This is a genomic window from Parasphingopyxis sp., assembly GCF_052168295.1.
GTDB lineage: Bacteria > Pseudomonadota > Alphaproteobacteria > Sphingomonadales > Sphingomonadaceae > Parasphingopyxis.
On the sequence record NZ_JBQLZN010000039.1, the window covers coordinates 50,002 to 74,589 of the forward strand.

The window sequence follows — 24,588 nt, forward strand, 5'->3', positions numbered from 1 at the left end:
TGCCGTCGATTGTGCGATCAGATTAAACCGTTCGCCGCAAGGGCATAGTTCCGATCGCAGTTGGAGCAATTGTCAGGCAAAACGGAGCGAGAGGGGAAAATGGTCGAATCCTGCCTTGTCCATAAGCTCGAAAACTATCTGCCGCTGACTGACGCCGAAAAGACAGCCTTGGCCGTTCTGGAGCGCTCGCCGAAAAGCTATTCCAGCGGCACGACGATAATCTCGGAAGGCGACGATGCCGATACGCTCTACGTCGTCCAGGACGGCTGGCTACATTCGAGCAACGATCTTGCCGATGGCGGCCGCCAGATCCTCCTGCTCCATTATCCGGGCGACATATTGGGTACGGCGAGCATCGCGTTCAACGAGGCGAGTTCGAGTGTGGTCGCCGGAGGCGACGCCACCTTGTGCCGTTTCCCGAAAAGCGCGCTCGGCAAGATATTCGACGACCATCCGCGGCTCGCCGCACTTTTCTACGCGATCGGCATGCTCGAAAACATCGCGCTCTCCGATCGTTTGAAAGTGCTGGGCAGCTCGGGCGGCAAGGGGCGGCTGGCCGGTTTCATCTTGGAAGTGCTCAGCCGGTTGCGCGCCTCGCAGAATGCGGACCTGTCAAGTTTCGAAATGCGGCTCACGCAGGCCGATATCGGCGACGCGACCGGCCTGAACAAAATTCATGTGAACCGATTGCTACGCGAACTGGAGCAGGACGACGGCGCGATCAGCCGCGCCGGGCGGACCATCGAGATTGTGCGCGAGGACTATCTGCTCGAAATTTCGTCCTTTACGGATCGATACCGGACGGTGGATTCGAGCTGGTTCCCGCCGTCGACGGCCTAGCCGCGTTCGAGCAGCGCCCGCTTCTTCGCATCATCGTAGCGGCCGACCATCGAGGTCCGTTCCGGCGCTCCGAAAACGGCGCTGACTTCCGGAATCATTTCCGCTTCTTCCGCATCGATATGATGATCGACGATGTCGCGCAGCAAATAGGCTTCATGCTGCCATTCTTCGCTCTGCGCGTCGTCCATTTTCAGCAGCCGGGCGATCATCGTGGTCGCGACCTTATGCTCGGTATGGCCGATATGGCTGAGATCCTCCCAGTCCGCGCCCTTACCGTCGAGCGCGTTATAGACGACCATCTCTTCGGCGACCGTGTGCGCGTAGTACAGGCTCTCGAAATGGTGGAGCGATCGCCGGCGTGCATCCGCCGAAGTTCCGTCATCGGTCATGACCTCCAGGAAATTTTTGAGCGTACGGTGATCGCTCTTCAGTCGGTCGACGATATCCATGATCGGCTACTCCTCTCGACACATGGTCGACCGTTCCACGCCGGCAAACCCCGCGTCAGACAGATCGCCATGTTTCGAAAGCTAGCCGACAGCTTCTTCGCTCGCATAAGCAAAAGCTAATGCCCCGCCATTTCCGCTGACCCACTGTTGCGCCCGACGACGCGATAACATCGGACCTTTTTCGAGCGCTGCGCGTTGGGGGCATAGAAGGAGACAGATTATGCTACGTTGGGCACTCATCTTCCTCGCGATTGCGGTAATTGCCGCGTTGCTCGGGCTTGGCGGGGTCGCGGACTTCGCGATGTTCCTTGCCTATGGCGCGGGTATCCTGTTCCTCGTTTTCCTGGTGCTGCACCTGATTCGCGGCAAAACGCCTGTTTGATCGGCGGATAATCGCGGCCTAGCGCTGCGGACCATATTTGGCTTCGATCTGACGCAGGCATTCGGCGAGTGATCGCTCGGGTGCGGGGCGATAGGTGCGGCCGGCCGCTTCGACGTCTGACATCCGGTCGAGCCGGAACATGCGGAAATCCTGGCGCAGTTCGCACCAGGCCATGACCGTCCAGACCTTGCCCCAGAACCAGAGCCCGAGCGGCTGAATGTCGCGGCGCGTCGGTGTGCCGTGTTCGTCGCGATAGTCGAAGGTAAGCACTTCGCGCTTTTCGACTGCCGCTTCGCACCGGTCGATCAACGCGCGTACGGAATCGCTGATGCCCATATAGGGCGCGAATATCTTTGCATCGTTGACGCGCGCCCGCTCTGCTTCAGGCAGCACGGCCTCGATCTTGACGAGCGCTTCTTCCGCGGCACGCGCCATGGCTATGCCGCCCCAGGACCGGACTACGCGTGCGCCGGCGACAAGAGCGACGATCTCGTCATGCGTGAACATGAGGGGAGGGAGGTCGAACCCGCCGCGCATTACGTAACCGACGCCCGCCTCGCCATCGATCGGTACGCCCGTCGACTGCAGATCGGCGATATCGCGATAGATGGTACGCTCGGACACTTCGAGCCGCTCGGCAAGTATCGCCGCCGTGACGAGCCGACCGCCGCGCAGATACTGTACGATCTGGAACAGGCGGTCGGCGCGTCGCATCCACTAGACCTTGAACACGCCGATAGAGTTTCCCTCGGTATCGATCGCGTAGAAGAACGACCCCGCCGGGATGGTGATCACGTCGGAAACGATTTCGCCGCCGCCTTCGCCGACGCGCGCCATCGCATCGTCGAGCTCGGCGTCGACCGCGAGATGCGCGGTGATGCCTTCGCCCTTTTTCGCCGGCGTCCCCGGATAGAGATGCCCGGCGGCGCCGGTGCCGCCCGGATAGGGCAACATCGCCATCGGATTGGGCCCGGTGTCGTCGCGGGTCAGCTTCTCGCCAAGCACGGTTTCGTAAAATGCGGTCGCGCGATCGAGATCGGTCACGGGAATTTCCGCCCAGACGATACGGTTCGGATATTGGTCGGTCATCGGTTCTCTCCTTATCGGGTTGGGACCGATGCTCCAATCGCACACCCCTCCTGACAGCCTTGTGTCAGGAGTGTTGTTTGCCCGATATCAGGCTTCCGCGAGCATGATATGCGCGGTCATCGGTGCGAGTAGCGACCCGTCGTTTTGAACATAGGCCTGCAGCGCATTTTCCATTTCTGCGATTATCTCCCGGATCTCGCCGTCGGCGGATGGGTCGTCAGGCGCGATTATCGGTTGAAGCTCGCCGTCCGCGCCGGGGCGGCCGACAAACATCAGATCGAACAGGACGAAGGAGGCGACGCCCGGCAGCTTGGCATCCGCTTCGTGGCGCTCCAGCGATTGCAGCGCCAATCCGGACTCCTCGAAGATCGATTGCAATGCACGCCGGCTACCGAATGCGAATGGCCCGAGTGGTGCCAGATCGTCTCCGAAGCGGCGCGCGAGTATCGCTTCAAATGCGGCGAATACGGGATTGCCATCGGAAGCAGCCGTCCAGACCGCCGCGCCTAACCGGCCGCCGGGCCTGAGAACACGCCGCACCTCGCGCAGCGCCTGAACGCGATCCGGGAAGAACTGGATGCCTTGCTGGCAATAGGCAGTGTCGAACCGGTCGTCGCAAAAGGGCAGGTCGAGCGCGCTTGCGACGTTGTACTCGATCCGGTCGGCCAGGCCTTCGGCTGTCGCGAGCGTGGTGGCATGCGCGATCATTGGCGCGGCGACGTCGATGGCGGATACGCGTTCGACTGCGTCATGACGAGCAAGCTTTCGGGATACCACACCCGTTCCGCAAGCAATGTCGAGACAGTCGCCCGTCGGTGGCTGGCGTGCCAGCAGATCGTCGGCAAACGGCGCGAACACGCCGGGTGACAGATACGTCTCGTAAAGCTCAGGCGGAGATCGTCCGCCGATAAAGTCCGTCATCAGTGTCATGATCCAAGCTCCCCTGATGGCCGGGCCGGAACCCAAGCACTATCGGTCTGCATGGTAACGACACTAGATATAGCCGAACAGATGGCCGCCAATCTTGCGCATCCGGATCTCTTCCGGGCCTTCCGCATCGAAGGGGACGGGAAAACAGCCGATACCAAGCGCATCGCCATCCTCATCTGCCAATGGGTTCAGATCCGCCAGGCGGAATCCTCGATCCATCCGAGTTCTGAGACGCTGAGCGGCGTCGTGAACTGGCAGCCGGTATAATGGTTGTTGCTCCAGATCACGCGCGCCGCCGCCATCTGCAACCCAGGCAATTGTAGATAGAGCGGCGTATCGATCGGTACGTCGATCGATGTTTCCATCAGGAATCCACCGCTCGTCAAATCCCGGATGCTTACGGTCAGCGGGCGCCGCTCGAAGAGATGCGCCCGAGCGAGAACGTCGATACCGGATCGCGCTTCGTCCCGGCGTTCGACGGGAACCCTCTCAAAGTAGATTTCAGATTCGAGTCTCATAAACCCCCCGGTTCCTCGAACTACCTACTTCCCTTGCAACGGGTGCAGTTAAGGGCAGGATTAGATATGTGGTTTACGAAACATGTCCATTTTGGCGCTCCGATGTGCGGCGCCCGACGACGGCAGCCGATTTTCTCTAGATGTAACCGAACAGATGTCCGCCGATCTTGCGCATCTGGATCTCCTCCGCGCCCTCTGTGATCCGGTAGCGCCGGTGATGGCGATAGATATGCTCGAACGGCTTGTGGCGCGAATAGCCGATGCCGCCATGAACCTGCATCGCGCGGTCCGCCGCGTCGCATACAAGCCGGTTCGCGCGATAGTTGCACATGCTGACCTTGTCGGAGAGCCGTTTGGCGACCTCTGGCTTGGGCATCGTGTCCATCGCCGCCGCGACGCTGTAGATGAGCTGACGAAGCATTGCGGCCTCGGTGTGGAGCTCGACGAGCGGGAACTGGATCGCCTGGTTCGCCGATAGCGGTTTGCCGAACGGCTTGCGCTCGCGGGCATATTTGACCGCTTCGTCGATGCAATATTGCGCGGCGCCCAGCGAGCTGGCGGCCTGTCTGATCCGGTTTTCGTGGACGAAATGCTGGGCGCAGGCGAGGCCGAGATCGGGATCGCCGAGCACCGCATCTTCCGGGATCCAGACGTCCGTGAATTTCACCTTGGGATGATCGGTCGGCATGTTGAAGGTCCACAGATACTCGCCGATCTCGACGCCTTCCGCATCATAGGGCACGAGGAAACAGCCGATGCCGCGCGCATCGCCGTCCTCGCCGGAATGCCGCGCGAAGACCATGCAATGCGTCGCGACATGACTGCCGGTCGTCCACATCTTGTTGCCGTTGATCAGCCAGCCAGGTTTCCCATCGCGCGTTTCCTTTACGGCCCGGGTATCCATCCAGGTCGCGTCCGACCCGTGATCCTCTTCCGTAAGCCCGAACGTCCAGATCATCTTGCCTTCGAGCATGGCCGGAATGAATTCGCGTCTCTGCTCCTCGGTGCCGAAATCGCGGACCATGAGCGGCTGGACGAGATTGCCGACGATCGAGCTTTCATTCTGCAGATCGTTGTGCAGGCCGAGTCCCTTGGCGGCGAGATGCTCGCGGATGCGTGCCATGGCGAGGTTGGACCCGTTCTTGCCGCCGAATTCCTTCGGCAGAGCGAACCGGTAATGGCCGGCGGCGTCGGCGCGGCGGCGCATCTCACGGAGCAATGCCTCCCAGTCCTCGTTCGGCAGGCCGTCATTGTCCCAGTCGGTCCGCGCATGTTCGCGGCGATGGTCGAAAAAGCGGATATTGTCGTCCTGCTGTTCGAGCGGCTTGATCTCGGCCTCGATGAACGCATCCAGTTCGGCGAGATAGTCCTCGATCTCCTGCGGAATTTCGAAACTCATGAGCGGCTCCATTTTGAAATTGCGGCGGCGAGGCCGGGATATTTGGGCTGGTCGATCGACAGGCGTTCGAGCGCGGTCAGGCGCAGATGATCGAGCAAGGCAGGGTCGGCGGGGGAGAGGCTGCCGTCGGCGAGCCCCATGCGGAGTTCCTTCTCCGCGAGACCGAGCGTATCGAGCCGGTCGGTCTGGCGACCCGCAAAGATCGGGCCGAGCTCGGTCTCTCGCTGCAGCATGCCCATTGCATTCTTCGCAACGCGCGCCTGGAAGAGGTCGCGGCCCTTGGCGTTTGGGATTACGTCATCGCTGTCCCAGCCGATCAGCGCTTCGAGCAGCTCGCCGGCATGCGTCTCGCCGTCATGGTCCGGCCGCTCGGGCATTTGCCAGTCGATGTTTCGCGCCGCGCTTTCGCCCAGTATCGGGTCGAAGAGCAGCAGCAGGTCGACTTCGACTTCGCTGACGCGTCGCCCGATCACGATCCGCTCGAGCGTCCGGTCGGCGCCCGAGCGCCAGATTTGCGTCATGCCGAGGCAACAGACGCCCCACCACAGCGTCGAATAGATGAGCCAGAAATCGAAACGCGGGCGATCGACGGCGGTGCCGCTGGCCTTGGCATAGGCATCGAGAAACGCGTCGATATCGCCAAAGCCGCCGACCGGCCGGTCGTGCCGCGTGAAACGCCAGCTCGGCGTGCAGATATAGGCGAGATCCTGCGCCGGATCGCCGATATGGGCCAGTTCCCAGTCGAGGATGGCGGCAATGCCGCCCGCATCGATCATCAGATTGCCCATGCGGAAATCGCCGTGCAGCAGGCGCGGTTCGGCGGGTTCGGGCAGATGATCGGCAAGCCAGCGCAGCGTATAGTCGAACAGCGGAATCTTCGCGCCGGACTCGCGATAGCGCTGGCCAAGGCCCTCGAGCAAAGTCGCTGCATCTTCGCGCGGAATGTCATCGGGCAGTACATCCAGAGATATCGCATGGATTTTGGCGAGCTCGCGCGCGCATTGGCCGGTCAGTGCCGTTTCCGCATCGGCGAAATCGGGATTGCCCAAAATCTTGTGCGGCAGCGTTTCGCCGGCGATCCTTGTCATCAGATAGCCCTGGCCGAGGCCGTCTTCCGGTTCGAGAATGCCGAGCATCGGTGGGGCCGTGATGTCGTGGTCGCAGGCGAGCGCGATCAGCCGCGCCTCACTCTCCATCGATATGCGCGCCAGCTCTTCGCTGCGCTCGCCGCTGCCGGGTGCACGCCGCAGCACCAGTTCGTGCGCGCCATAATCGAAGCCCCAGCTCTCCATATTTGCGCCGCCCGTCAGCCGCCGCAGCCCTATGATCTCCGCATCCTCGCCAAGCACGCGGCGGCAGAAGGCGGCGAGCTCGGTCTGGAAATCGGCGTCGGACATGGGTTGACGCTAGCGGCAACCGCAGCGCCCTTCAACGCTTGCATCGCGATGCCGCGCTGCCTAGTCGGAAACCGCAACAACAGGGGTTCGACATGCGGGCATTCATCTTTCCGGGGCAGGGTAGCCAGGCCGTCGGCATGGGCACGGCGCTGGCCGAAGCGAGCCCCGTCGCGCGCGAAACTTTCGAGGAGGTCGACGAGGCGCTCGAGCAAAATCTTTCGCGGCTGATGCGCGAGGGCCCCGAGGACGAACTGACGCTGACCGAAAACGCGCAGCCGGCAATCATGGCGAACGCCATCGCCACGCTGCGCGTGTTCGAAAAGGAGGGCGGGGTGTCGCTTGCCGACACCGCGGATTTCGTGGCGGGGCACAGCCTCGGTGAATATACGGCGCTCTGCGCGGCAGGCGGCTTCGACCTGGCGACGACGGCGCGGCTGCTGAAACGCCGCGGTCAGGCGATGCAGGCGGCGGTCCCGGTAGGCGAGGGGGCGATGGCCGTGTTTCTCGGTCTCGATTTCGATCCGGTGTCGGAAATCGTCGAGGAGGCTGCCGAGGGCCAAGTTTGCGTGATCGCCAACGACAATGCGCCGGGACAGATCGTGATCTCCGGCCATGCGGCCGCGGTCGACCGGGCCTGCGAACTGGGCAAGGAGAAGGGCGCGCGCCGCGCCATGCCGCTCGCTGTGTCGGCGCCGTTCCATTGCCCGCTGATGAAACCGGCGGCGGACGCCATGGAAGAGGCGCTCAGCGAGGTCGAAATCCATCCGCTCTCGGCAATGCTGTACGCGAACGTTACGGCGACGGCCGTCGGCGAGCATGAGGCGATCCGCGGCCTGCTCGTGGAGCAGGTGACGGCGATGGTCCGCTGGCGCGAGAGCATCGCGGCGATGGCGGACGAGGGCGTGGACATGTTCGTCGAATTCGGCGGCAAGGTCGTCGCGCCGATGGTGAAGCGTATCGCGCCCCAGGCGGACCAGAAAAGCGTCGTCTCGATGGACGATATCGAGGCATTGGCGAAAGACTTGTAGGAGCAACCATGTTCGATCTTTCAGACAAAACCGCGCTGGTGACCGGCGCTTCGGGCGGCATCGGGTCGGCGATCGCAAAGGCACTGGCGGCGCAGGGTGCGAAGGTCGCGCTGTCCGGCACGCGGGAAGACGCGCTCAAGGCTGTTGCTGGCGAGATTTCGGGCGAAACCGTGATCTTGCCGTGCAACCTGTCCGACGCGGAGGCCGTCGATGCGCTGGTCCCGTCGGCCGTCGAGGCGCTCGGGCAGCTCGACATCCTCGTCAACAATGCCGGGGTTACGCGGGACAATCTCGCGATGCGGATGAAGGACGAGGAATGGGATCAGGTGATCCGCGTGAACCTCGAAGCCGCGTTCCGGCTGGCGCGCGCGTCGCTCCGGCCGATGATGCGGGCCAAGGGCGGGCGGATCATTTCGATCACTTCGGTGGTCGGGGCCACCGGCAATCCGGGCCAGGCCAACTATGCGGCGTCGAAAGCGGGACTCGTCGGCATGTCGAAGGCCTTGGCGCAGGAAGTCGCCAGCCGCGGGATTACGGTGAACTGCGTGGCGCCGGGCTTTATCCGCTCGGCGATGACGGACGAACTGCCCGAGGCGCAGAAGGAAGCCTTGATGACGCGGATTCCGGCCGGAAAACTGGGCGAAGGCGAGGATATCGCCGCGGCCGTGGTCTATCTGGCTTCGGACGAGGCGGCCTATATCACCGGCGAAACCTTGCATGTGAACGGCGGAATGGCGATGCTATGATCGTGAAACGCGCCTTTCTCTTCGCCGTAGCCACGTTCGCCGTCTCCGCACCGCTGCAGGCGGCGGATGTCGACGAGCTCAACTGCCAGATCGAGGGCATGAGCGATACCGAACTCGTCGGTGTCGTCGATCATGTTGTCGAACAGGGCGATCCGGGAGATTCTCGCGCCGCGCCGCTCGTGCGCACTCTCGCCGATTGCGTCAGGCGCCATGGCTGGTCCGCCGAACAGGGCGAACTGGCGACGATGTTTACACTGAGCATAGCCGGGCAAAGCGGAACGTCCGAAATCCTTACCGCGAGCAATATCGACGTCTCGAAGATCGAGGACGCGGTGTTGGGCGATGCGGTGTTTCTCGATGCGATCCGATCGCGCGATATGTCCGATGCGGTCATCGAATCCATGGTTGATCGGCATATTTCCGTTATAGAAGAGGCGGTTAGCGGCCAACCTAACCCTGGGCAGTTCTACGAGCTGATCGGGCAGTATATGATGTTCCGGGCGATGGCCGAGGTGGCGGCGGAGCAATTTGCTGAAAGCTGAGCGGCCGGCGAAGCGCACCGCGCGGTCGGATTCCGGCGCTCTTGAACGGCGAAACCGCAATTCCGATGTAACAGCTTGACTGAAGATGAACGGGCTTGCGCCAGAAAGCGCTCCCCTTTAGGAAAACCGGGAATCATAAAAGCAAAGGATATTCCATGAGCGATACTGCCGATCGGGTAAAAAAGATCGTCACCGAGCATCTGGGCGTCGAAGCCGACAAGGTCACCGAAGATGCGGCCTTTATCGACGATCTGGGCGCGGACAGTCTCGATATCGTCGAGCTGGTCATGGCGTTCGAAGAAGAATTCGGCGTTGAGATCCCGGACGATGCCGCCGAGGATATCACGACCGTGAAGGACGCGATCACCTATATCGACAAGCAAACCGCCTGATCGCAGTCGCGATACGGGAGCCCGGCTTCAAGGCCGAGCAGAAGGAATTGGAACGGCTTCCCGGTTCGAACCCCGGGGAGCCGTTTTGCCTTATGAATAGGGTCGCAAGTTAGGGAGCCATCAGATGCGCCGAGTAGTAGTCACCGGGCTGGGTCTCGTTACGCCGCTGGGCGGCGATGTGGAAACGAGCTGGAAGAATATTCTGGCGTCCAAATCGGGCGCGGGGCAGATCGAACGCTTCGATACGTCGGATCAGAAATGCACGATCGCGTGCGAGGTGAAGCCCGCGGATCACGAATTCGGTTTCGATCCGTCGCTGCGCGTCGATCACAAGGTCCAGCGGCAGGTCGATCCGTTCATCATATATGGCATCGACGCGGCCGGTCAGGCGCTCGAAGATGCCGGCCTTACGGACATGAGCGACGAGGAGAAGCTGCGCGCGGGCTGCTCGATCGGATCGGGTATTGGCGGGCTTCCCGGGATCGAAAGCGAATCCCTGGTACTCGACAGACGCGGGCCGGGGCGGGTGAGCCCGCACTTCGTCCATGGCCGCCTGATCAACCTGATCTCCGGTCAGGTCAGCATCAAATATGGCTTGATGGGGCCGAACCATGCGGTCGTCACGGCGTGTTCGACGGGCGCGCACTCGATCGGCGACGCGGCGCGAATGATCGCACTCGACGATGCGGACGTGATGCTGGCGGGCGGTTCGGAAGGTGCGATCTGCCCAATCGGTATTGCCGGCTTCGCACAGGCCAAGGCCCTGTGCACCAACCGCAATGACGAACCGAAAAAGGCAAGCCGGCCCTATGACAAGGACCGCTCCGGCTTCGTGATGGGCGAAGGCGCGGGCGTCGTCGTGCTCGAGGAATATGAACGGGCCAAGGCGCGCGGCGCGACCATCTATGCCGAGGTGACGGGTTATGGCCTGTCGGGCGACGCCTACCATGTCACCGCGCCGCATCCAGACGGCGTAGGCGCGTATCGATCGATGGAGATGGCGCTCGCCAAATCGGGGCTGAGCACCGACGATATCGACTATATCAACGCGCATGGTACCTCGACCATGGCGGACCTGATCGAGCTGGACGCAGTCAAACGCCTGTTCGGCGACGCCGCACAGTCCATGTCGATGAGTTCGACGAAATCGGCCATCGGCCATCTGCTCGGCGGAGCCGGCGCGGTCGAATCGATCTTCTGCATTTTGGCACTGCGCGACCAGGTCGTGCCGCCGACGCTCAACCTCGACAATCCGGAAGACGGAACCGAAGGTATGGACCTTGTGCCGCATGAAGCCCGGCAACGCGAGGTTAAGGCGGTGCTGAATAACAGTTTCGGCTTCGGCGGCACCAACGCCAGCCTTGTGATGCAGGCCGTCTAACGGCGCCTGCCCGGAGGAATACATCGAGAGGGAGACCTTATGCGCAAGCTCGGCTGCCTGGCTCTGATTGTCGCGCTCCTGCTGGCGGTCGGGCTGATAGCCGCGCTGCGCAGCTGGGGCGGATCGGGTCCGCTTGAAGAACCCGTTGCGGTGAGCATTCCGGAAGGCGCAACGCTGACGGATGCCGCCGGGATACTCGAGGAACGCGGTGTGATCCGCTCCCAAAGCCGTTTTCTCTTCTTCTCGCGTGTGCTTGGCAGCAGCGCCCCGATTCGCGCCGGCGAGTATGAAATGCCGGCCGGGGTCAGCCAGTCCGAGGCACTGCGAATCCTCCAGGAAGAGCCCGCGATCCAGCGCTTCGTGACCATCCCCGAAGGCATGCCCGCCGTGCTCGTGCATGAGAGATTGATGGCAACCGAATTGCTGACCGGGGAAATCCCGGTCCCCGAAGAGGGATCGGTACTGGCCGACAGCTATGCCTATGAGCGCGGCGAAAGCCGGGCCGATGTGCTTGCCCGCATGCAGTTGGCGCTGGACGAGGAGCTGGCGGCGCTATGGGCGGCGCGCAGCCCCGACACGGTGGTCTCCACGCCGGACGAAGCGATCATCCTCGCGTCGATCGTCGAGAAGGAAACCGCCGAACCGTCCGAACGGCCGCTGATCGCCGGCGTTTATTCCAACCGTTTGCGGATCGGGATGCGGTTGCAGGCCGATCCGACGATCATCTATCCGATAACACAGGGCAGGGCGCTGGGCCGCCGCATCCGCCGTTCCGAAATCGATGCCCGCAACGACTATAATACTTACACCATGACGGGGCTTCCGCGCGGGCCGATCGCCAATGTCGGACGCGAGGCGATCGAGGCGGTTTTAAACCCGGCGGAGACCGATGCGCTCTTCTTTGTCGCCGACGGCACGGGCGGCCATGTGTTCGCCGAAACCTATCGCGAGCATCGGGAAAATGTTGAGCAGTGGTACGAATTGCGCCGCCAGCGCGGCGAGATGGACTAGCGCAGCCAGCCGCGCTTTGTGCCTTGATCCGCGTACCAGATCTGGAAGGCACAAAGGGCTACGACGACGAGCGGCATGATCACGCGCTCAAGGCCGATGATATCGAGCAGTCCGCTGAGAAAGAAGGTCCAGAAATGCTGGACGAGAACCGCGATCAGCGAGATTACGAACAGCCATTTTGCCCATGATTTCCGCGCGAGCAGCGCGATTACACCGGACAGACCGGCGAAAACGGCGATGGCGAATGCGCCCGTCACCCAGCCCGGCGCGCTCGAGAATATGACGACTTCTTCCGCGGTGTAGGTCTGGGCCAGCTGCTCGTCGCTCGTGGTGACCTGAGCGACATAGACGGCGACGCCCATGACGTTCCAGATCAACAGCAGTATCGATATCACCCAGAACGAACCGGGCGGCTTTCTCGCAAGAACCTTGTTCACGGCGACCTCACCTATTCGGTCAAGGCTTATCCGATCTGGCGCAAATTGTGAATAAAGTGTTGATAAGTAGGTGTCAGAGTCTCAACCCGGCACATTCGTCGAACCCGGCCATCAGGTTGAGATTCTGTACGGCCGCACCCGCGGCACCCTTGCCCAGATTGTCGAGTGTGGCGCACAGCCGGATCTGGTCGCCGGCCGGATTGGCGAATATGAATATCTCCATCCGGTCAGTGCCTGCGCAGCGTTCGATCGTCACCATGTCCAGCGCGTCGCTATCCGCGGCGTCATATACGCTGATGAGCCTGCTATCGGCATAATGGTCCTGCAGGACGGCGCGGATGTCGCCAACGTTCACGCCCCCACGCAACTGTCCGATATGCAGCGGGATTTCGACCAGCATGCCCCGATGCACATTGGCGACCGACGGCGAAAAGAGCGGCGGTTTAGCGAGCCCGCTATGCTGGCGCATTTCCGGCAGATGCTTGTGCGCCAGTCCGAGCGCATAGTTGCGAAACGCGGTCGGCGCGTCGCCGCTTTCGAATTCCTCGATCATCGCGCGTCCGCCGCCCGAATAGCCGGACGTCGCATTGACGCTGACCGCCGCATCGGCGGGCAACAGATCGGCGCGCACGAGCGGATGGACGAGCGCTATGAATGTCTGCGCGTAGCAGCCCGGGTTGGCGACGCGGTCACTATTCGCAATGGTCGCACGATGGTCTTGCTCCCATTCCGGGAACCCGTAAGTCCAGTCCGGCGCAACGCGATGCGCGGTCGATGCATCGATGATCCGCGTATCCGCATCACCGACCATCGCCACGGCCACCCGCGCGGCATCGTCGGGCAGGCACAGGATGGCGATATCGGCGCTGCGCAACGCCTCCGTCCGCGCGGCGTCGTTCTTCCGGCTGCCTTCGTCGAGCGCGAGCAGTCCGATCTCCGGCCGGTTACCCAGCCGATCACGGATTTCCAGCCCCGTCGTGCCGTGGCCGCCATCGATGAATACGGATAGCGGCATCAGCTGAGCCGGCGGCGGGCGAGAACAGGCGTGTCGTGCTCCCGGCCGATACGCGCGACCACATCCGTCAATGCTTCGGTGCAGACCGCGCCTTTGTGACCGCTCGCGTGCAGCAAGGTTTCGGTATCGGCCATCATGCCGACATGCTCCGGGAAGAATATGAGGTCGCCGCGCTGCAGGCTGGCAGTCGCATCGAGTTCGGTGCCGGCGGTGGCTTGCTGCAGATCGGAATCGCGCTGGAGCGCATGGCCAGCAAGAGCGAAAGCAAGCTGGACCAGACCCGAACAGTCGATCCCTTCAATGCTGCGCCCGCCGAGGCGGTAGGGCGCGCCGACAAGGCTTTCGGCAACGCTCACCGCATCGTCGACAGCGGTACCGACTTCTATAAGGTCGGCGAGCGCAATGGCGCCTTGGGCGGTGACCAGCTGATCGCCGTCGATCTGGCCCGATACATGGCTGCCCATAAAGAAAGCGGCGGGATCGGCGCCATTGGCGGTGTCGACTGTCCGGGTCTCCGGTGCAGAGACGATATGGGTTGCACTTCTTGCAGGCGCGAGCGCTTCCTGCCGAACGAAGCCCACGAAATGGTCGAGTAGACCGTAACCCCAGGCCCATCCATCCTCGAAATCGAGCAGTGCGAACGGCTCGCCGTAAAGAAGCTGCGATCCCAGTTCGGACGTCTCTGAAGGTTCGACGCGCAGATCGGCGAGCGGACTGCCGATCGTGCGCGTCACGGGCTCCACATAATGGGGCAGGGCGATGCGATCGGCGAGCGCGATATCGGCGATCTCGTGCCGGAACGCATGGATGCGCGGATCGAGCTCTGGCGCGGTCTGCCCCAGTTCTACGCTAGCCCAGATTGGCCCGCTGGAATCCGTCCTTTCGCTCGTGGATATCGGTTGGCCGGCTCTGGCCGATGAGTTTTTCGAAACGTTCAAGGAAACGCGCCCCATTCGATGTTTGCGCGATGAAGATGTTGCGGCGGTCGCTTTCATCGCGTTCGCGTCGCAGATAGCCGAGGGCGGAGAGTGTATTCAAGGCGCGTGTGACAACCGGCTTGGAAACCTGCAACTTTTCGGCGAGCCCGCGAACAGTGTGCGGGCCGGGCGTCGCGTAGATCAGCAGCAGCAGCGCCATCTGCCGGTTGCTGAGATCGGGCTCTCCCGACTGCACATAGCCGATAAGCGCATCCATCCAGGCCCCAAGCGCATCGCTCGGCATTCTTCAAACTCCCTAATTGCGAGCTGTTCGCAGCCCATCTCCAACGCCTTAACGCACGCGGGGCCCGCTTGGTTTCAATAAGCTGAAGATTCGGATCGGATATCATCGGCTTGGATGCGCCGATTTGCGCGTTTAGCCGCCGGAATAGCGGTTTTTCAGAACCTCCCAATGCGCGCGGACGCCCAGCGCTTCCCCGCCCTTCGGCCGACCGGGCTTGGGCTGGTTGCGCCAGGCAAAGGTATCGAGATGCGTCCAGGCAATATCCGCTTTCACGAAGTTCCGCAGGAACAGGGCTGCCGTCGTCGCGCCCGCCATGGGCACCGAGGAGGTATTGCTGAGATCGGCTACGGGCGATTTCATCCACTCGTCATAGCCATCCCAGAGCGGAAGCCGCCAGACCGGATCGTCGACGGCCAAGCCTGCCTCGGAAATTTCCTGCGCCAGCTCCTCATTATCCGTAAAGAGCGCCGGAAGATCCGGTCCGAGCGCAACGCGCGCCGCGCCGGTGAGCGTGGCAAAATCGACGATCAGCTCCGGATCGTCCTCGCACGCCCGCCACAACGCATCGCCCAGGATCAGCCGGCCCTCGGCATCGGTATTACCGATCTCGACGGACAGCCCCTTGCGGCTGGCAAGGATATCGCCCGGCCGGAACGCATTGCCCGCGATCGCATTTTCGACCGCCGGGATCAGGAGATGCAATCGTACCGGCAGCTCGCGGCCCATGACGAGGCCGGCCAGCGCCAGCGCGTGCGCCGCGCCGCCCATATCCTTCTTCATCCAGCGCATGCCCGTTGCGCTCTTGATGTCGAGGCCGCCGGAATCGAAGCAGACTCCCTTACCGACGATCGCGACGCGCGGATGATCGGCCTTGCCCCATTCGAGTTCGATCAGGCGGGGTGCGCGATCCGTCGTCGCCGCCCGGCCGACCGCGTCGATCATAGGATAGCCCTCGACGAGATCGGTGCCGTGCGTAACCGAGAGTTCGGCGCCGTGCCGCGTGGCCAATTCCTCTGCCGCCTCCTGCAGCTCGGCCGGGCCCATGTCACCGGCGGGGGTATTGACGAGCGTACGCACCAGGTCCGTCGCCTCGGCGAGCGCGACCGTTTCTTCGATCGTACCCGGTTTGTCGGTGAGCAGAACCTTCGGCCCGTCGCCGTTAGGCTCCTTCTTATACCGTTCGAAACTGTACTGCGCGCACAGCCAACCCAATGCCGCGTTGCCGGGCGAGCCGTCCGCAAGCCGGTATTCGCCGGCGGGTAGCGATTCCGCCACTTTTGCGAGGCACCAGGTTTTGAGGTTTTCGGGATCCACAACGCCGACCGCCGCCGACCAGCTGTCGGCATCGTCGCCTGCTACGATGGCGACCTCGCCCTCCTTGCCGGAAAACCCCTGCGCCTTCACCGATTTGCGCTCGCGATCAGGAAGGCCCTTGAGCCACTCGTCGAAACCGTCGGTATTTAACGGGTGGAGCAGATGGGCGGATTGGCCCTTGTCGGGCTTCAGAAGGGTGTCATAATCGGTCATGGATCGAGCTTTAGACAGATGTGGCGCCAAACGCCAAGCGTCTGGGCACGCATCGAGGGGAGGTAAGATGGGGCTTTCATTCATCCGTTACGTCATGGCGCTGCTGGCGCTGGGAGCACTTGCCGCCTGTTCGATGGACAGCATGATCGAGACGATGACCTCGGAAGAGGATCGGGCGATGGCGCAGGAATTCGTCGATAACATCCGGACCGGCGACACCGCGGCGATCGAATCCATGGTCGATCCGGACGTGTGGCGAAACAGCGCCGGTCAGTTCGAACAGGCGGCGGACCTGTTTCCCGACGGCGAAGTCGAGACCCGGATCATATCGTACAGCATGAACAGCGACGGGCTGGGCGAGGGTGCGCGCACGGAGAAGGAATTCACGCTCGTCACCACCAACGATGCGCATTGGACGACGACGCGCTTTTCGACGCTGCAACGTGGCGGCGATCCCGTCATCACGTCATGGAGCGTCGACGGGTCGAGCGAACCGCCCGCCGATCTTGAAGTCATGGAGACGGTCGGCAGTGTATTCATGTGGGCCGGCATCATCGCGCTGGTGATTTTCGTCGGGATAGTCGTCCTGATCGTCTGGCTTGTTCGTCGTTCTCGCCGCAAGAACCAGGAACGCGCCGGGATCAGCTAGGCGGAACCAACGACCACACCAAACAGGTCGTGCGCATTGGCGTCTTCGATTTCCACGGACACGATGTCGCCGGGCGTAAGCCCCGTCGTATCACGCAGATGAACTTCGCCGTCGATTTCCGGGGCGTCGGCCTGTGAGCGGCCCGTCGCGCCGCCATCTTCGTCCACGAGATCGATGATGACCTTTTGTGTCGTGCCGATCTTCGCCTGCAGTTTGGCGGCCGAAATCGTCGCGCATTTGTCCATCAGCCGCTTGTAGCGGTCTTCCTTCACCTCTTCGGGCACCGGGTCTGGCAGGGCGTTGGCGCGCGCGCCTTCGACGGGCTCGAAGCGGAACGCGCCGACCCGGTCGAGCTGGGCTTCGTCGAGCCAGTCGAGCAGATATTCGAAATCCTCTTCGGTTTCGCCGGGAAAGCCTGTGATGAAGGTCGAGCGGATCGTGATGTCAGGGCAGATATCCCGCCAGGTGGCGATGCGCTCGAGCACTTTCGCCTCATTGGCCGGGCGGCGCATGGCTTTGAGGATGCGCGGGCTCGCGTGCTGGAACGGGATATCGAGATAGGGGGTAATGAGACCATCGGCCATCAACGGAATGACCTGATCGACATGCGGATAGGGGTAGACGTAGTGGAGTCGCACCCAGGCGCCGAACTGGCCCAGCTCGCGCGCCAGATCGGTCATATGCGGCTGTACCGTGCGGCCCTTCCACTCTCGCTCTTCCTTGCGGATATCGACGCCATAGGCCGATGTATCCTGGCTGATGATCAGCAGCTCCTTGGTCCCGGCCGCGACTAGCTTTTCCGCCTCGCGCAGGATCGCGTCGGGGCGTCGGCTAACCAGATCGCCGCGGATCGAGGGGATGATGCAGAAGGCGCAGCGATGGTTGCAGCCTTCGGATATCTTCACATAACTATAGTGGCGCGGCGTAAGCTTGAGCCCGGTCTCCGGCACAAGGTCGACATAGGGCAAGGCCGGCATGGGCGCCGCTTCATGCACCGCGCCGACGACCTCCTCATATTGCTGCGGCCCCGACACGGCGAGCACGTCGGGAAAACGCTCGCGGATGACATCGGCTTCGTTGCCCATGCATCCGGTGACGATCACGCGCCCGTTTTCGGCGATGGCCTCGCCGATTGCTTCGAGGCTCTCCTCCTTGGCGCTGTCGAGGAACCCGCACGTGTTGACCAGCACGACGTCAGCGTCGTCATAGTCGGGCGACAGGCCATAGCCGTCCGAGCGCAGCTTGGTCAGTATGCGTTCGCTGTCCACCAGAGCCTTGGGACAGCCGAGCGACACCATGCCGACCTTGGGCGGGGAGGGGAGACGCGTTGCCATGATGCGCCGCGACATAGGGATTGTGGTGGAGATTGTCATCTCCATTGTCCTTGGCTAGCGCGCCCGAGGAGGTTGGCATGGATATAGTGATGGCCAAGGGTACCGATCGGGACTGGCTTACCGTTACACGCGATGACGGTTCAGAGGCGCGGCTCACCTTCCCCAAAAAGGGCCATATCCCGCACGATGCGGTGCATTTCTTCGTCGAGAAGGCGCTCGGCTTCGACGTCGGTTTTTGGGGCTCGGTAGCGGCGGGCGGCGATCCGGATTCGATTCAGGAGATGGCGAAGCAGGCCGGCCATGCGAGCGCGAAACGTGCGGCCAGACCGGACGCGGATATCGTGCAGCTGCTCCAGGCGGAGCGGCTGGTCGAGTGTTTCGAAGCTGCTTTATGGGCCGATGAGCTGGATTTGGACGCGTTTCTGGATACTTACCGGGCGGCCTGCGAATCTTCGCACGTGCCGCTACCCGATCTTTCCAGCGAAGCGATTCTCGAGCTATTTACGCGGCTGCGGGAGTTTGCTGCAGACTGGAGCGATCTGTCGACGGGACAGTCGATCACGTTGGTCTGGTAGTGTAACCTTTACCGCACACACAAAGGGGGGATGTGTCATGGAATTTTATGCCGAAAACTGGCTGGCGATCATCGCCGCGGCCGCTGCCGGCTTCGTGGTCGGGGGCATCTGGTACGGCCCGGTCATGGGCAAGAAATGGATGGGCGCCGTCGGCTTGACCGAAGAGGATGTGCAGTCCGGCAATATGGGGCTGATCTACGGTACCACTTTCGTGTTGAGCCTTGTCGCTTCGACGACGCTTGCGCATCTGCTCACCTATTTTCCCGATGCGGGATTGAGCACGGTGCTGTTGATCGCGGTCGGCGTGGCCGCAGGCTTCATCGTACCGGCGATCGGGACCAACTATCTGTTTTCGCAGAAGAGCCGCACGCTGTTCCTGATCGATGCGACCTACTGGCTGCTCTTCTACGCGGCGATGGGTCTCGTCCACGCGCTGCTGTAGGGCGATCTATTCCTCGTCGTCGGGCTTGCCGACAATCTCGACGATGAGATCGCCTTCGAGGATCTGCTTGGCTTCTTCTTCCCAGAAACCATAGGGCTTGCCGTTGCGGTAGATCCGCACGCCGAGCCCGGTCTGGATCGCGCCCAATGGCAGGCCTTCCTCCATATGCGTCGCCATGCGTTCGCGCAGTGCCACGCGGCCGGTCGCCGAGGCGAGATCGGCCATATAGTCGGAGATATGCGGGCCATGACAGGAACCGGCGAGCAGCAATCCGGCAAAGCTAACCGGGTTGATGACGTTGCTGGCACCGGCCTGGCGGGCCAGCTGCTCGTTGTCCGATGCGCGTACGAGGACGCTGATCGCAAGCTTCGGCGCCAGCGCCCGCGCCGTCAGGACGACAAGGATCGAGGTGTCGTCGCGCCCGGCGGATACGATCATCGACCGCGCGCGCGACACGCGGACCTGGTTGAGTGTCTTGTCGCGCGACGCATCGCCTTCCATGACGTTGCATCCGCGCTTTTCCGCCGCTTCGAGCCGGCCATGATCCTGGTCGATGACGACGATCTCGGACGGGTCGATGCCGCGCTCCAGCAGTTCGTCCACCGCTTCCGATCCGCTGATCCCAAACCCGGCGACGACGATATGGTTGTGAAGGTTTTTCTGGATGATGCTCATGCGCCACCTTTCCCAAGTTCGCTTCAGCACGAAATCATAGGCTGTGCCGACAAATATCAGAATCACGAAAATCCGCAGCGGGGTAACGATCAGCGCATCGAACATGCGTGCGCGGTCGGTCACCGGCGTGATATCGCCATAGCCCGTCGTGGTGATGCTGATCATCGTAAAATAGACGACGTCGCTGAAGCTGACATTGCCGTCCACCGAGTCGACGAGGCCCTCGCGGTCGAACCAGTGCACGGCGACCGCGATGCCGATCAGACCGATAACCGCGCTCACTCGTAGCCAGAGCGAACCCCAACGCGAGAGGCCGGTCTTGCGCCGCAATTCTCCCGTGCGGTCGGACGGGGCCTGTGGAAGACGGGCCATCAGCTCAGATCCGGCAGGTGCTGCGCCGGATCGACCGGCTGCCGGTTGCGGCGGATTTCGAAATGGAGTTGCGGCTGATCGACCTGGCCGGTGTCGCTCGCCCGGGCGATCATCTGGCCGCGTTCGACGCGCTGGCCGCGCGCCACCTGCAGATCGTCCATATTGGCATAGGCCGTAATCCAGCCGTCGCCATGGTTGAGGAGAACGAGCCCGCCATGCACCTGTATCTCGTCGCCGGCATAGAGGACCACACCATCGGCCGCCGCGAGCACGGGCGTGCCGCGTTCGGCCGCGATATCGATACCGTTGTTCAACTGGCCTTCGCCACGACGCCCGAACGGCGCGAGTATGCGGCCTGTCAGCGGCCAGCCGAACCGCCCGCTGAAATTGGCGGGGGAACGGACGGCGGCATCGGCTGGCAGCACGCGCTCGGCGGTCCGTGTCGGCGGTGTCGGCCGCTCGTTCTCGGCGAGCGCCGGTTCGCCGCCTGTGACGATATCGTCAATGTCGAGGTCGAAGGCGGCGGCACGCTGCTGCAGCGTCATCTCGGATACAGCAGCGGTACCGGGCAGCAATATTCGTTGCCCCGCGCGCAGGATGAACGGTTCCTCGAGCCTGTTGAGCGTGGCGACTTCGGACCAGTCCACGCCGTAAGTGCGCGCAATCCCGATCCCGGTCTCGCCGCGCTGAACTTCGTGATAACGCCCGGCAGGAATTTCGAGCCGCTGCCCGGGGCGGATGACATAAGGCGGCGCTATGCCGTTGGCATTGGCTATCGCATCCACGCTCGCCCCGGTCCGCCGGGCGATCTCGCTCAGCGTGTCGCCAGCGCGCACGGTGTAGCTGGTGCCTTCGATTTCGACGGCGTTAGCCGTGACGGTTTGCGCTTCCCAAGTCGTAAGCGGTTGCGGCGGCGGGGTCGTGCGCGCTTGCGGCGCGCTACGCGGACCGGGCGGTGCGGGGATACAGGCACTAAGCATGAGCGCCGAAACTGTTACGAACGCCAAGGCGGCGGGCTGCATCCATGGGCGTTGCGCGCGCATGCAGCGCTCTTACCACGAAATTCGCGGCTTTCCAGCGCCGGATAGCCGTCAGGATTGAACAACTTGCGGGCGGCGAATCAGTCGAAAATGGCACTGAGGTCTTTCAAAGACTCGTGATGCGTCATGTCCAGATGGAGCGGCGAGACGGCGATATAACCATCCTCTATCGCCTCGAGGTCGGTCGAGTGTTCGGGAGTGCCCACCATCGGGCCGAGACCGAACCAGTAATAAGGATAACCGCGCGGATCTTTGTTCTCGATGATCTGCAGCCGGCCATAGTCCCGCATACCCTGGCTGACCGTTCGGATCCCCCGCACCTCGTCGGGCGTACGCGCCGGGAAGTTGATATTGACCAATGTGCGCGCCGGAAAATCGTACGCGAGCAGCTTTTCGAGCACTTGGCCGCCCCATTTTAGCGCTGCGGCGAACGGTACGTCATCGCCCCTGGCATCGGGCCCATAGGTCTGGCTCAGCGCGATCGACGGGACACCGGCCAACGCACCCTCCATTGCCGCCGAGACCGTCCCGGAATAGGTAACATCCTCGGCAAGATTGGCCCCGCGATTGACCCCGGACAATAGCAGATCGGGCGGATTTTCCTTCATGACCCGATTGATGCCCAGCATCACCGCGTCGGTCGGCGTGCCGGTCACCGAAAAGCGGCGGTCGTCATGCTCACGCAGTCTGAGCGGTGCGGTGAGGGTGAGCGAATGGCCTGCGCCCGACTGTTCCTCGGCAGGCGCGACGACCCAGATATCGTTGCTCAGCGAGGCTGCGATCTCTTCGAGCACCGCGAAGCCCGGCGCGTTGATGCCATCGTCATTGGTCAGCAATATGCGCATCAGCGTGCGGGCTCCAACCGGTCCATGCCGTTCATATAGGGGCGCAACACGTCCGGAACGATGACAGATCCGTCGGCCTGCTGATAGTTTTCGAGGATGGCGACCAGCGTCCGGCCGACGACGAGACCCGAGCCGTTCAGCGTATGAACGAAGCGCGTGCCCTTGGTCTCGCCCTCGGGGCGGTAGCGCGCATTCATCCGCCGCGCCTGGAAGTCCCGGCAGGTCGAGCAGCTCGAAATCTCGCGATAGGTATCCTGTCCGGGCAGCCAGACCTCGATATCGTACGTCCGTGCCGCACCGAAACCCAGATCGCCGGTCGAGAGGTTCATGCGCCGAAAGGGTAGTTCGAGACGCGTCAGTACGTCCTCGGCGCAATCGGTCATCCGTTCGTGCTCGGCTTCCGAGCTTTCGGGTGTCGTGATCGACACCATCTCGACCTTTTCGAACTGGTGCTGGCGGATATAGCCGCGCGTATCCTTGCCCGCAGCGCCGGCCTCCGAGCGGAAGCAAGAGGTCAGTGCGACGAAGCGCATCGGCAGCTCCGCTTCGGACACGATATCGCCGCGCACGATATTGGCGAGGCTGACTTCGGCCGTCGGGATCAGCCAGCGGCCGTCCGTCGTGCGGAACAGATCGTCTGCGAATTTCGGCAGCTTGTCCGCGCCATACATCGTCTCGTCATTGACGAGCATCGGCGGGAAGACCTCCTCATAGCCGTGCTCGCGCGTCAGGATGTCGAGGCCGAACTGGCCGAGTGCACGATGCAGCTTGGCGACGGCCCCGCGGACAAGTGTGAAACGCGCGCCCGAAATCTTGGCTCCGGTCTCGAAGTCGAGGCCGAGCGGCGGGCCGAGATCGGCATGATCCTTGACCGCGAAATCGAAGGATGGCGGCTGGCCAACCTGCTTCAGCTCGACATTGTCATCCTCATCCTCGCCGATCGGCACATCGTCGGCCGGTATGTTTGGCAGGCCGGACAGGCGGACGTCGATTTCGGCGGCGAGCGCCTTTTGCCGGTCTTCGAGTTCGGGCAGTTTCGTCTTGAGTTCGCTGACTTCGGCCATCAGCGCCTGGGCCTTGTCCTCATCGCCCTGCGCCTTCGCCTGGCCGATGGCTTTCGACGCTTCGTTCCGCCGTGCCTGCGCGGCTTGCACTTCGGTCATGAGTGCGCGATTCTGTTCGTCGAGCGAAAGGATCTCGGCGGCGATCGGATCGTCGCCGCGCTTGGCCATCGCGGCGTCGAAAGCGTCCGGGTTTTCGCGGATCTGTTTCAGGTCATGCATGACCGGCGCTATGGCTGGCGCGCTCTTTTCGCGCAACCCTCAAGCCCGCTGGTGCGTTGGTGGGATAGAGAAGGAGAGACTATCCATGAAGATACCGAACGATGCCTTCGTCGTCGTGGCCGATGGCCGGAAGATGCTGTTTTTCCGCAATGAGGGCGATTCCGAATATCCGCAGCTGGAGCTGGAACGGAAACGCAAGCAGGATAATCCGCCGAACCGCGAACAGAAGACCGACGAGGCCGGACGCAGCTTCAGCAGCGCAGGCCCGGGCCGCAGCAAGATGGACGAAACAGATTTTCACCAGCTCGAAGAAGATCGCTTTGCCGAGGAAACGGCGGACCTACTCTACAAGCGCGCGCACAAGGGGGATTTCGAAAAGCTGATCATCGTCGCGCCGCCCAAGACATTGGGCGAGTTGCGGAAAAACTATCATCAGGAGGTGAAGGACAGGCTGATCGGCGAGATCGACAAGGATCTGACCGGCCACACGATCGAGGATATCGAGAAAATCCTGAAGACTGCGGACTAACAGGGGACTAGCGGACCGCCGATCTGGCGCACAAAAAAACGGCGCGATCCAAGGGGCTGGATCGCGCCGTTTCCCGTCTGTCAGACGTTAACGCTAGGCGACTGCCTGTTTCTTCTTTTTCCAGCGCCGCCGGGCGACCAGTGCCGCAACACCGCCACCAAAGAGGAGGAGCATCGGCGGAGCAGGCACTTCAGTGCCGCCCGTCGAACCGGTGCTGCCACCGCTCGAAGACGAGGACGACGAGCTGCTGGACGAGCTGGAGCTGGAACTGCTGCTGCTCGAGGAACCGCTGCTGCCGAAGCTGCTCGATCCGCCGGTTGCGCCCGACGAGGTCGAGGACGATCCGCTCGATCCCGAAGAGCTGCTGCTCGACGAACTGCCGGAGCTGCCGGAGCTACCCGTGCTGCTCGGGGGATGACCGCCGGTGCTGCTCGGCGGATGACCGCCTGAGCTCCCGTTCGACCCGCCGGATGAGCTGGAGCTCGAGCTGGAGGAGCTGGAGCTGCTGCTCGACGAGCTAGAGCTGGAACTGGAGGAGCT

At 62.6% G+C, this 24,588-nt stretch carries 30 protein-coding genes; 13 read left to right on the plus strand and 17 right to left on the minus strand.

The genetic code is table 11. The features are described 5' to 3' along the window. Positions 1 to 99: 99 nt before the first annotated feature. Positions 100 to 840 carry a Crp/Fnr family transcriptional regulator gene (locus tag ACTS1Z_RS06845; protein WP_442623699.1) on the plus strand — a complete coding sequence of 247 codons (741 nt, stop codon included), beginning with the start codon at positions 100 to 102 and terminating at the stop codon, positions 838 to 840. Here the strand turns inward: ACTS1Z_RS06845 and ACTS1Z_RS06850 are convergent. After that, positions 837 to 1,289 (minus strand): hemerythrin domain-containing protein, encoded by a 453-nt coding sequence (locus ACTS1Z_RS06850; protein ID WP_442623700.1) that lies wholly within the window; start codon positions 1,287 to 1,289, stop codon positions 837 to 839. The two genes, ACTS1Z_RS06845 and ACTS1Z_RS06850, sit on opposite strands and share 4 nt — an antisense overlap. 220 nt (positions 1,290 to 1,509) lie before the next feature. On the opposite strand from ACTS1Z_RS06850, the gene ACTS1Z_RS06855 reads away from it, so the two are divergent. Further along, the gene (locus ACTS1Z_RS06855; RefSeq protein ID WP_442623701.1) at positions 1,510 to 1,671 is read left to right on the plus strand and encodes a DUF1328 family protein; all 162 of its coding nucleotides are present in this window, start codon (positions 1,510 to 1,512) and stop codon (positions 1,669 to 1,671) included. An 18-nt stretch (positions 1,672 to 1,689) separates the two neighbouring features. Here the strand turns inward: ACTS1Z_RS06855 and ACTS1Z_RS06860 are convergent, their stop codons facing one another. From ACTS1Z_RS06860 to ACTS1Z_RS06885, 6 genes are all read right to left on the minus strand, one after another. Further along, positions 1,690 to 2,385 (minus strand): helix-turn-helix transcriptional regulator, encoded by a 696-nt coding sequence (locus ACTS1Z_RS06860; protein ID WP_442623702.1) that lies wholly within the window; start codon positions 2,383 to 2,385, stop codon positions 1,690 to 1,692. 3 nt (positions 2,386 to 2,388) lie between these two features. After that, entirely contained in the window at positions 2,389 to 2,760 is a 372-nt protein-coding gene (locus tag ACTS1Z_RS06865; RefSeq protein WP_442623703.1) for a VOC family protein, read from the minus strand. 87 nt (positions 2,761 to 2,847) lie between these two features. Beyond that, the gene (locus ACTS1Z_RS06870) at positions 2,848 to 3,690 is read right to left on the minus strand and encodes a class I SAM-dependent methyltransferase (RefSeq protein WP_442623704.1); all 843 of its coding nucleotides are present in this window, start codon (positions 3,688 to 3,690) and stop codon (positions 2,848 to 2,850) included. A 188-nt stretch (positions 3,691 to 3,878) separates the two neighbouring features. Further along, positions 3,879 to 4,208 carry a hypothetical protein gene (locus tag ACTS1Z_RS06875; protein ID WP_442623705.1) on the minus strand — a complete coding sequence of 110 codons (330 nt, stop codon included), beginning with the start codon at positions 4,206 to 4,208 and terminating at the stop codon, positions 3,879 to 3,881. Positions 4,209 to 4,344: 136 nt separating this feature from the next. Beyond that, positions 4,345 to 5,607: an acyl-CoA dehydrogenase family protein gene (locus tag ACTS1Z_RS06880; RefSeq protein WP_442623706.1), complete on the minus strand. Its 1,263-nt coding sequence runs from the start codon at positions 5,605 to 5,607 to the stop codon at positions 4,345 to 4,347. Next, complete coding sequence (locus tag ACTS1Z_RS06885) at positions 5,604 to 7,004, minus strand: phosphotransferase family protein (RefSeq protein ID WP_442623707.1); 1,401 nt, start codon at positions 7,002 to 7,004, stop codon at positions 5,604 to 5,606. The genes ACTS1Z_RS06880 and ACTS1Z_RS06885 overlap by 4 nt, the downstream gene beginning before the upstream one ends. A 92-nt stretch (positions 7,005 to 7,096) precedes the next feature. On the opposite strand from ACTS1Z_RS06885, the gene fabD reads away from it, so the two are divergent. The 6 genes from fabD to mltG all read left to right on the plus strand — a co-directional run bounded on the left by fabD (position 7,097) and on the right by mltG (position 12,104). Continuing rightward, complete coding sequence (fabD, locus tag ACTS1Z_RS06890; protein WP_442623708.1) at positions 7,097 to 8,032, plus strand: ACP S-malonyltransferase; 936 nt, start codon at positions 7,097 to 7,099, stop codon at positions 8,030 to 8,032. Between the two features lie 8 nt (positions 8,033 to 8,040). Then, positions 8,041 to 8,778 (plus strand): 3-oxoacyl-ACP reductase FabG, encoded by a 738-nt coding sequence (fabG, locus tag ACTS1Z_RS06895; RefSeq protein ID WP_442623709.1) that lies wholly within the window; start codon positions 8,041 to 8,043, stop codon positions 8,776 to 8,778. Beyond that, complete coding sequence (locus ACTS1Z_RS06900; RefSeq protein ID WP_442623710.1) at positions 8,775 to 9,320, plus strand: hypothetical protein; 546 nt, start codon at positions 8,775 to 8,777, stop codon at positions 9,318 to 9,320. The genes fabG and ACTS1Z_RS06900 overlap by 4 nt, the downstream gene beginning before the upstream one ends. 155 nt (positions 9,321 to 9,475) lie before the next feature. Continuing rightward, complete coding sequence (locus ACTS1Z_RS06905; protein ID WP_442623711.1) at positions 9,476 to 9,712, plus strand: acyl carrier protein; 237 nt, start codon at positions 9,476 to 9,478, stop codon at positions 9,710 to 9,712. A gap of 124 nt (positions 9,713 to 9,836) precedes the next feature. Further along, on the plus strand, positions 9,837 to 11,093 hold the full coding sequence (gene fabF, locus ACTS1Z_RS06910; protein WP_442623712.1) for a beta-ketoacyl-ACP synthase II: 1,257 nt from the start codon (positions 9,837 to 9,839) through the stop codon (positions 11,091 to 11,093). Between the two features lie 39 nt (positions 11,094 to 11,132). Beyond that, the gene (mltG, locus tag ACTS1Z_RS06915; RefSeq protein ID WP_442623713.1) at positions 11,133 to 12,104 is read left to right on the plus strand and encodes an endolytic transglycosylase MltG; all 972 of its coding nucleotides are present in this window, start codon (positions 11,133 to 11,135) and stop codon (positions 12,102 to 12,104) included. Here the strand turns inward: mltG and ACTS1Z_RS06920 are convergent. The 5 genes from ACTS1Z_RS06920 to ACTS1Z_RS06940 all read right to left on the minus strand — a co-directional run bounded on the left by ACTS1Z_RS06920 (position 12,101) and on the right by ACTS1Z_RS06940 (position 16,304). Then, a complete protein-coding gene (locus ACTS1Z_RS06920) occupies positions 12,101 to 12,541 on the minus strand; it encodes a hypothetical protein (protein ID WP_442623714.1) in 441 nt (146 codons plus the stop codon). The genes mltG and ACTS1Z_RS06920 overlap by 4 nt on opposite strands. Before the next feature lie 73 nt (positions 12,542 to 12,614). Beyond that, on the minus strand, positions 12,615 to 13,556 hold the full coding sequence (argC, locus tag ACTS1Z_RS06925) for an N-acetyl-gamma-glutamyl-phosphate reductase (RefSeq protein ID WP_442623715.1): 942 nt from the start codon (positions 13,554 to 13,556) through the stop codon (positions 12,615 to 12,617). Further along, positions 13,556 to 14,494, minus strand: a complete 939-nt coding sequence (locus ACTS1Z_RS06930) for a C40 family peptidase (RefSeq protein ID WP_442623716.1) — start codon at positions 14,492 to 14,494, stop codon at positions 13,556 to 13,558. The genes argC and ACTS1Z_RS06930 overlap by 1 nt, the downstream gene beginning before the upstream one ends. After that, a complete protein-coding gene (locus ACTS1Z_RS06935) occupies positions 14,406 to 14,750 on the minus strand; it encodes a MarR family transcriptional regulator (RefSeq protein ID WP_442623761.1) in 345 nt (114 codons plus the stop codon). Before ACTS1Z_RS06935 ends, ACTS1Z_RS06930 begins: the two co-directional genes overlap by 89 nt. Before the next feature lie 159 nt (positions 14,751 to 14,909). Beyond that, positions 14,910 to 16,304 carry a leucyl aminopeptidase family protein gene (locus ACTS1Z_RS06940; RefSeq protein ID WP_442623717.1) on the minus strand — a complete coding sequence of 465 codons (1,395 nt, stop codon included), beginning with the start codon at positions 16,302 to 16,304 and terminating at the stop codon, positions 14,910 to 14,912. Positions 16,305 to 16,371: 67 nt separating this feature from the next. On the opposite strand from ACTS1Z_RS06940, the gene ACTS1Z_RS06945 reads away from it, so the two are divergent. Further along, a complete protein-coding gene (locus ACTS1Z_RS06945) occupies positions 16,372 to 16,953 on the plus strand; it encodes a hypothetical protein (RefSeq protein WP_442623718.1) in 582 nt (193 codons plus the stop codon). Here the strand turns inward: ACTS1Z_RS06945 and rimO are convergent. Beyond that, positions 16,950 to 18,287, minus strand: a complete 1,338-nt coding sequence (gene rimO / locus ACTS1Z_RS06950; protein WP_442623719.1) for a 30S ribosomal protein S12 methylthiotransferase RimO — start codon at positions 18,285 to 18,287, stop codon at positions 16,950 to 16,952. The genes ACTS1Z_RS06945 and rimO overlap by 4 nt on opposite strands. Positions 18,288 to 18,364: 77 nt before the next feature. On the opposite strand from rimO, the gene ACTS1Z_RS06955 reads away from it, so the two are divergent. Further along, positions 18,365 to 18,862: a hypothetical protein gene (locus tag ACTS1Z_RS06955; protein ID WP_442623720.1), complete on the plus strand. Its 498-nt coding sequence runs from the start codon at positions 18,365 to 18,367 to the stop codon at positions 18,860 to 18,862. Positions 18,863 to 18,899: 37 nt separating this feature from the next. Continuing rightward, the gene (locus ACTS1Z_RS06960; RefSeq protein ID WP_442623721.1) at positions 18,900 to 19,304 is read left to right on the plus strand and encodes a DUF1761 domain-containing protein; all 405 of its coding nucleotides are present in this window, start codon (positions 18,900 to 18,902) and stop codon (positions 19,302 to 19,304) included. A 6-nt stretch (positions 19,305 to 19,310) separates the two neighbouring features. Here ACTS1Z_RS06960 and ACTS1Z_RS06965 read toward each other — a convergent pair whose 3' ends face one another. The 4 genes from ACTS1Z_RS06965 to serS all read right to left on the minus strand — a co-directional run bounded on the left by ACTS1Z_RS06965 (position 19,311) and on the right by serS (position 23,519). Further along, positions 19,311 to 20,351, minus strand: coding sequence for a potassium channel family protein (locus ACTS1Z_RS06965; RefSeq protein WP_442623722.1), 1,041 nt, complete (start codon positions 20,349 to 20,351; stop codon positions 19,311 to 19,313). Next, on the minus strand, positions 20,351 to 21,394 hold the full coding sequence (locus ACTS1Z_RS06970; RefSeq protein ID WP_442623723.1) for a peptidoglycan DD-metalloendopeptidase family protein: 1,044 nt from the start codon (positions 21,392 to 21,394) through the stop codon (positions 20,351 to 20,353). Before ACTS1Z_RS06970 ends, ACTS1Z_RS06965 begins: the two co-directional genes overlap by 1 nt. Before the next feature lie 77 nt (positions 21,395 to 21,471). After that, on the minus strand, positions 21,472 to 22,236 hold the full coding sequence (surE, locus tag ACTS1Z_RS06975; RefSeq protein WP_442623724.1) for a 5'/3'-nucleotidase SurE: 765 nt from the start codon (positions 22,234 to 22,236) through the stop codon (positions 21,472 to 21,474). Beyond that, positions 22,236 to 23,519, minus strand: a complete 1,284-nt coding sequence (gene serS / locus ACTS1Z_RS06980; RefSeq protein WP_442623725.1) for a serine--tRNA ligase — start codon at positions 23,517 to 23,519, stop codon at positions 22,236 to 22,238. The genes surE and serS overlap by 1 nt, the downstream gene beginning before the upstream one ends. Before the next feature lie 85 nt (positions 23,520 to 23,604). Between serS and ACTS1Z_RS06985 the strand changes: the two genes are divergently transcribed. Together ACTS1Z_RS06985 and ACTS1Z_RS06990 are read left to right on the plus strand one after the other, a co-directional pair. Next, the gene (locus tag ACTS1Z_RS06985) at positions 23,605 to 24,048 is read left to right on the plus strand and encodes a host attachment family protein (RefSeq protein WP_442623726.1); all 444 of its coding nucleotides are present in this window, start codon (positions 23,605 to 23,607) and stop codon (positions 24,046 to 24,048) included. A 193-nt stretch (positions 24,049 to 24,241) separates the two neighbouring features. Continuing rightward, positions 24,242 to 24,466 (plus strand): hypothetical protein, encoded by a 225-nt coding sequence (locus ACTS1Z_RS06990; RefSeq protein WP_442623727.1) that lies wholly within the window; start codon positions 24,242 to 24,244, stop codon positions 24,464 to 24,466. Positions 24,467 to 24,588 lie beyond the last annotated feature (122 nt).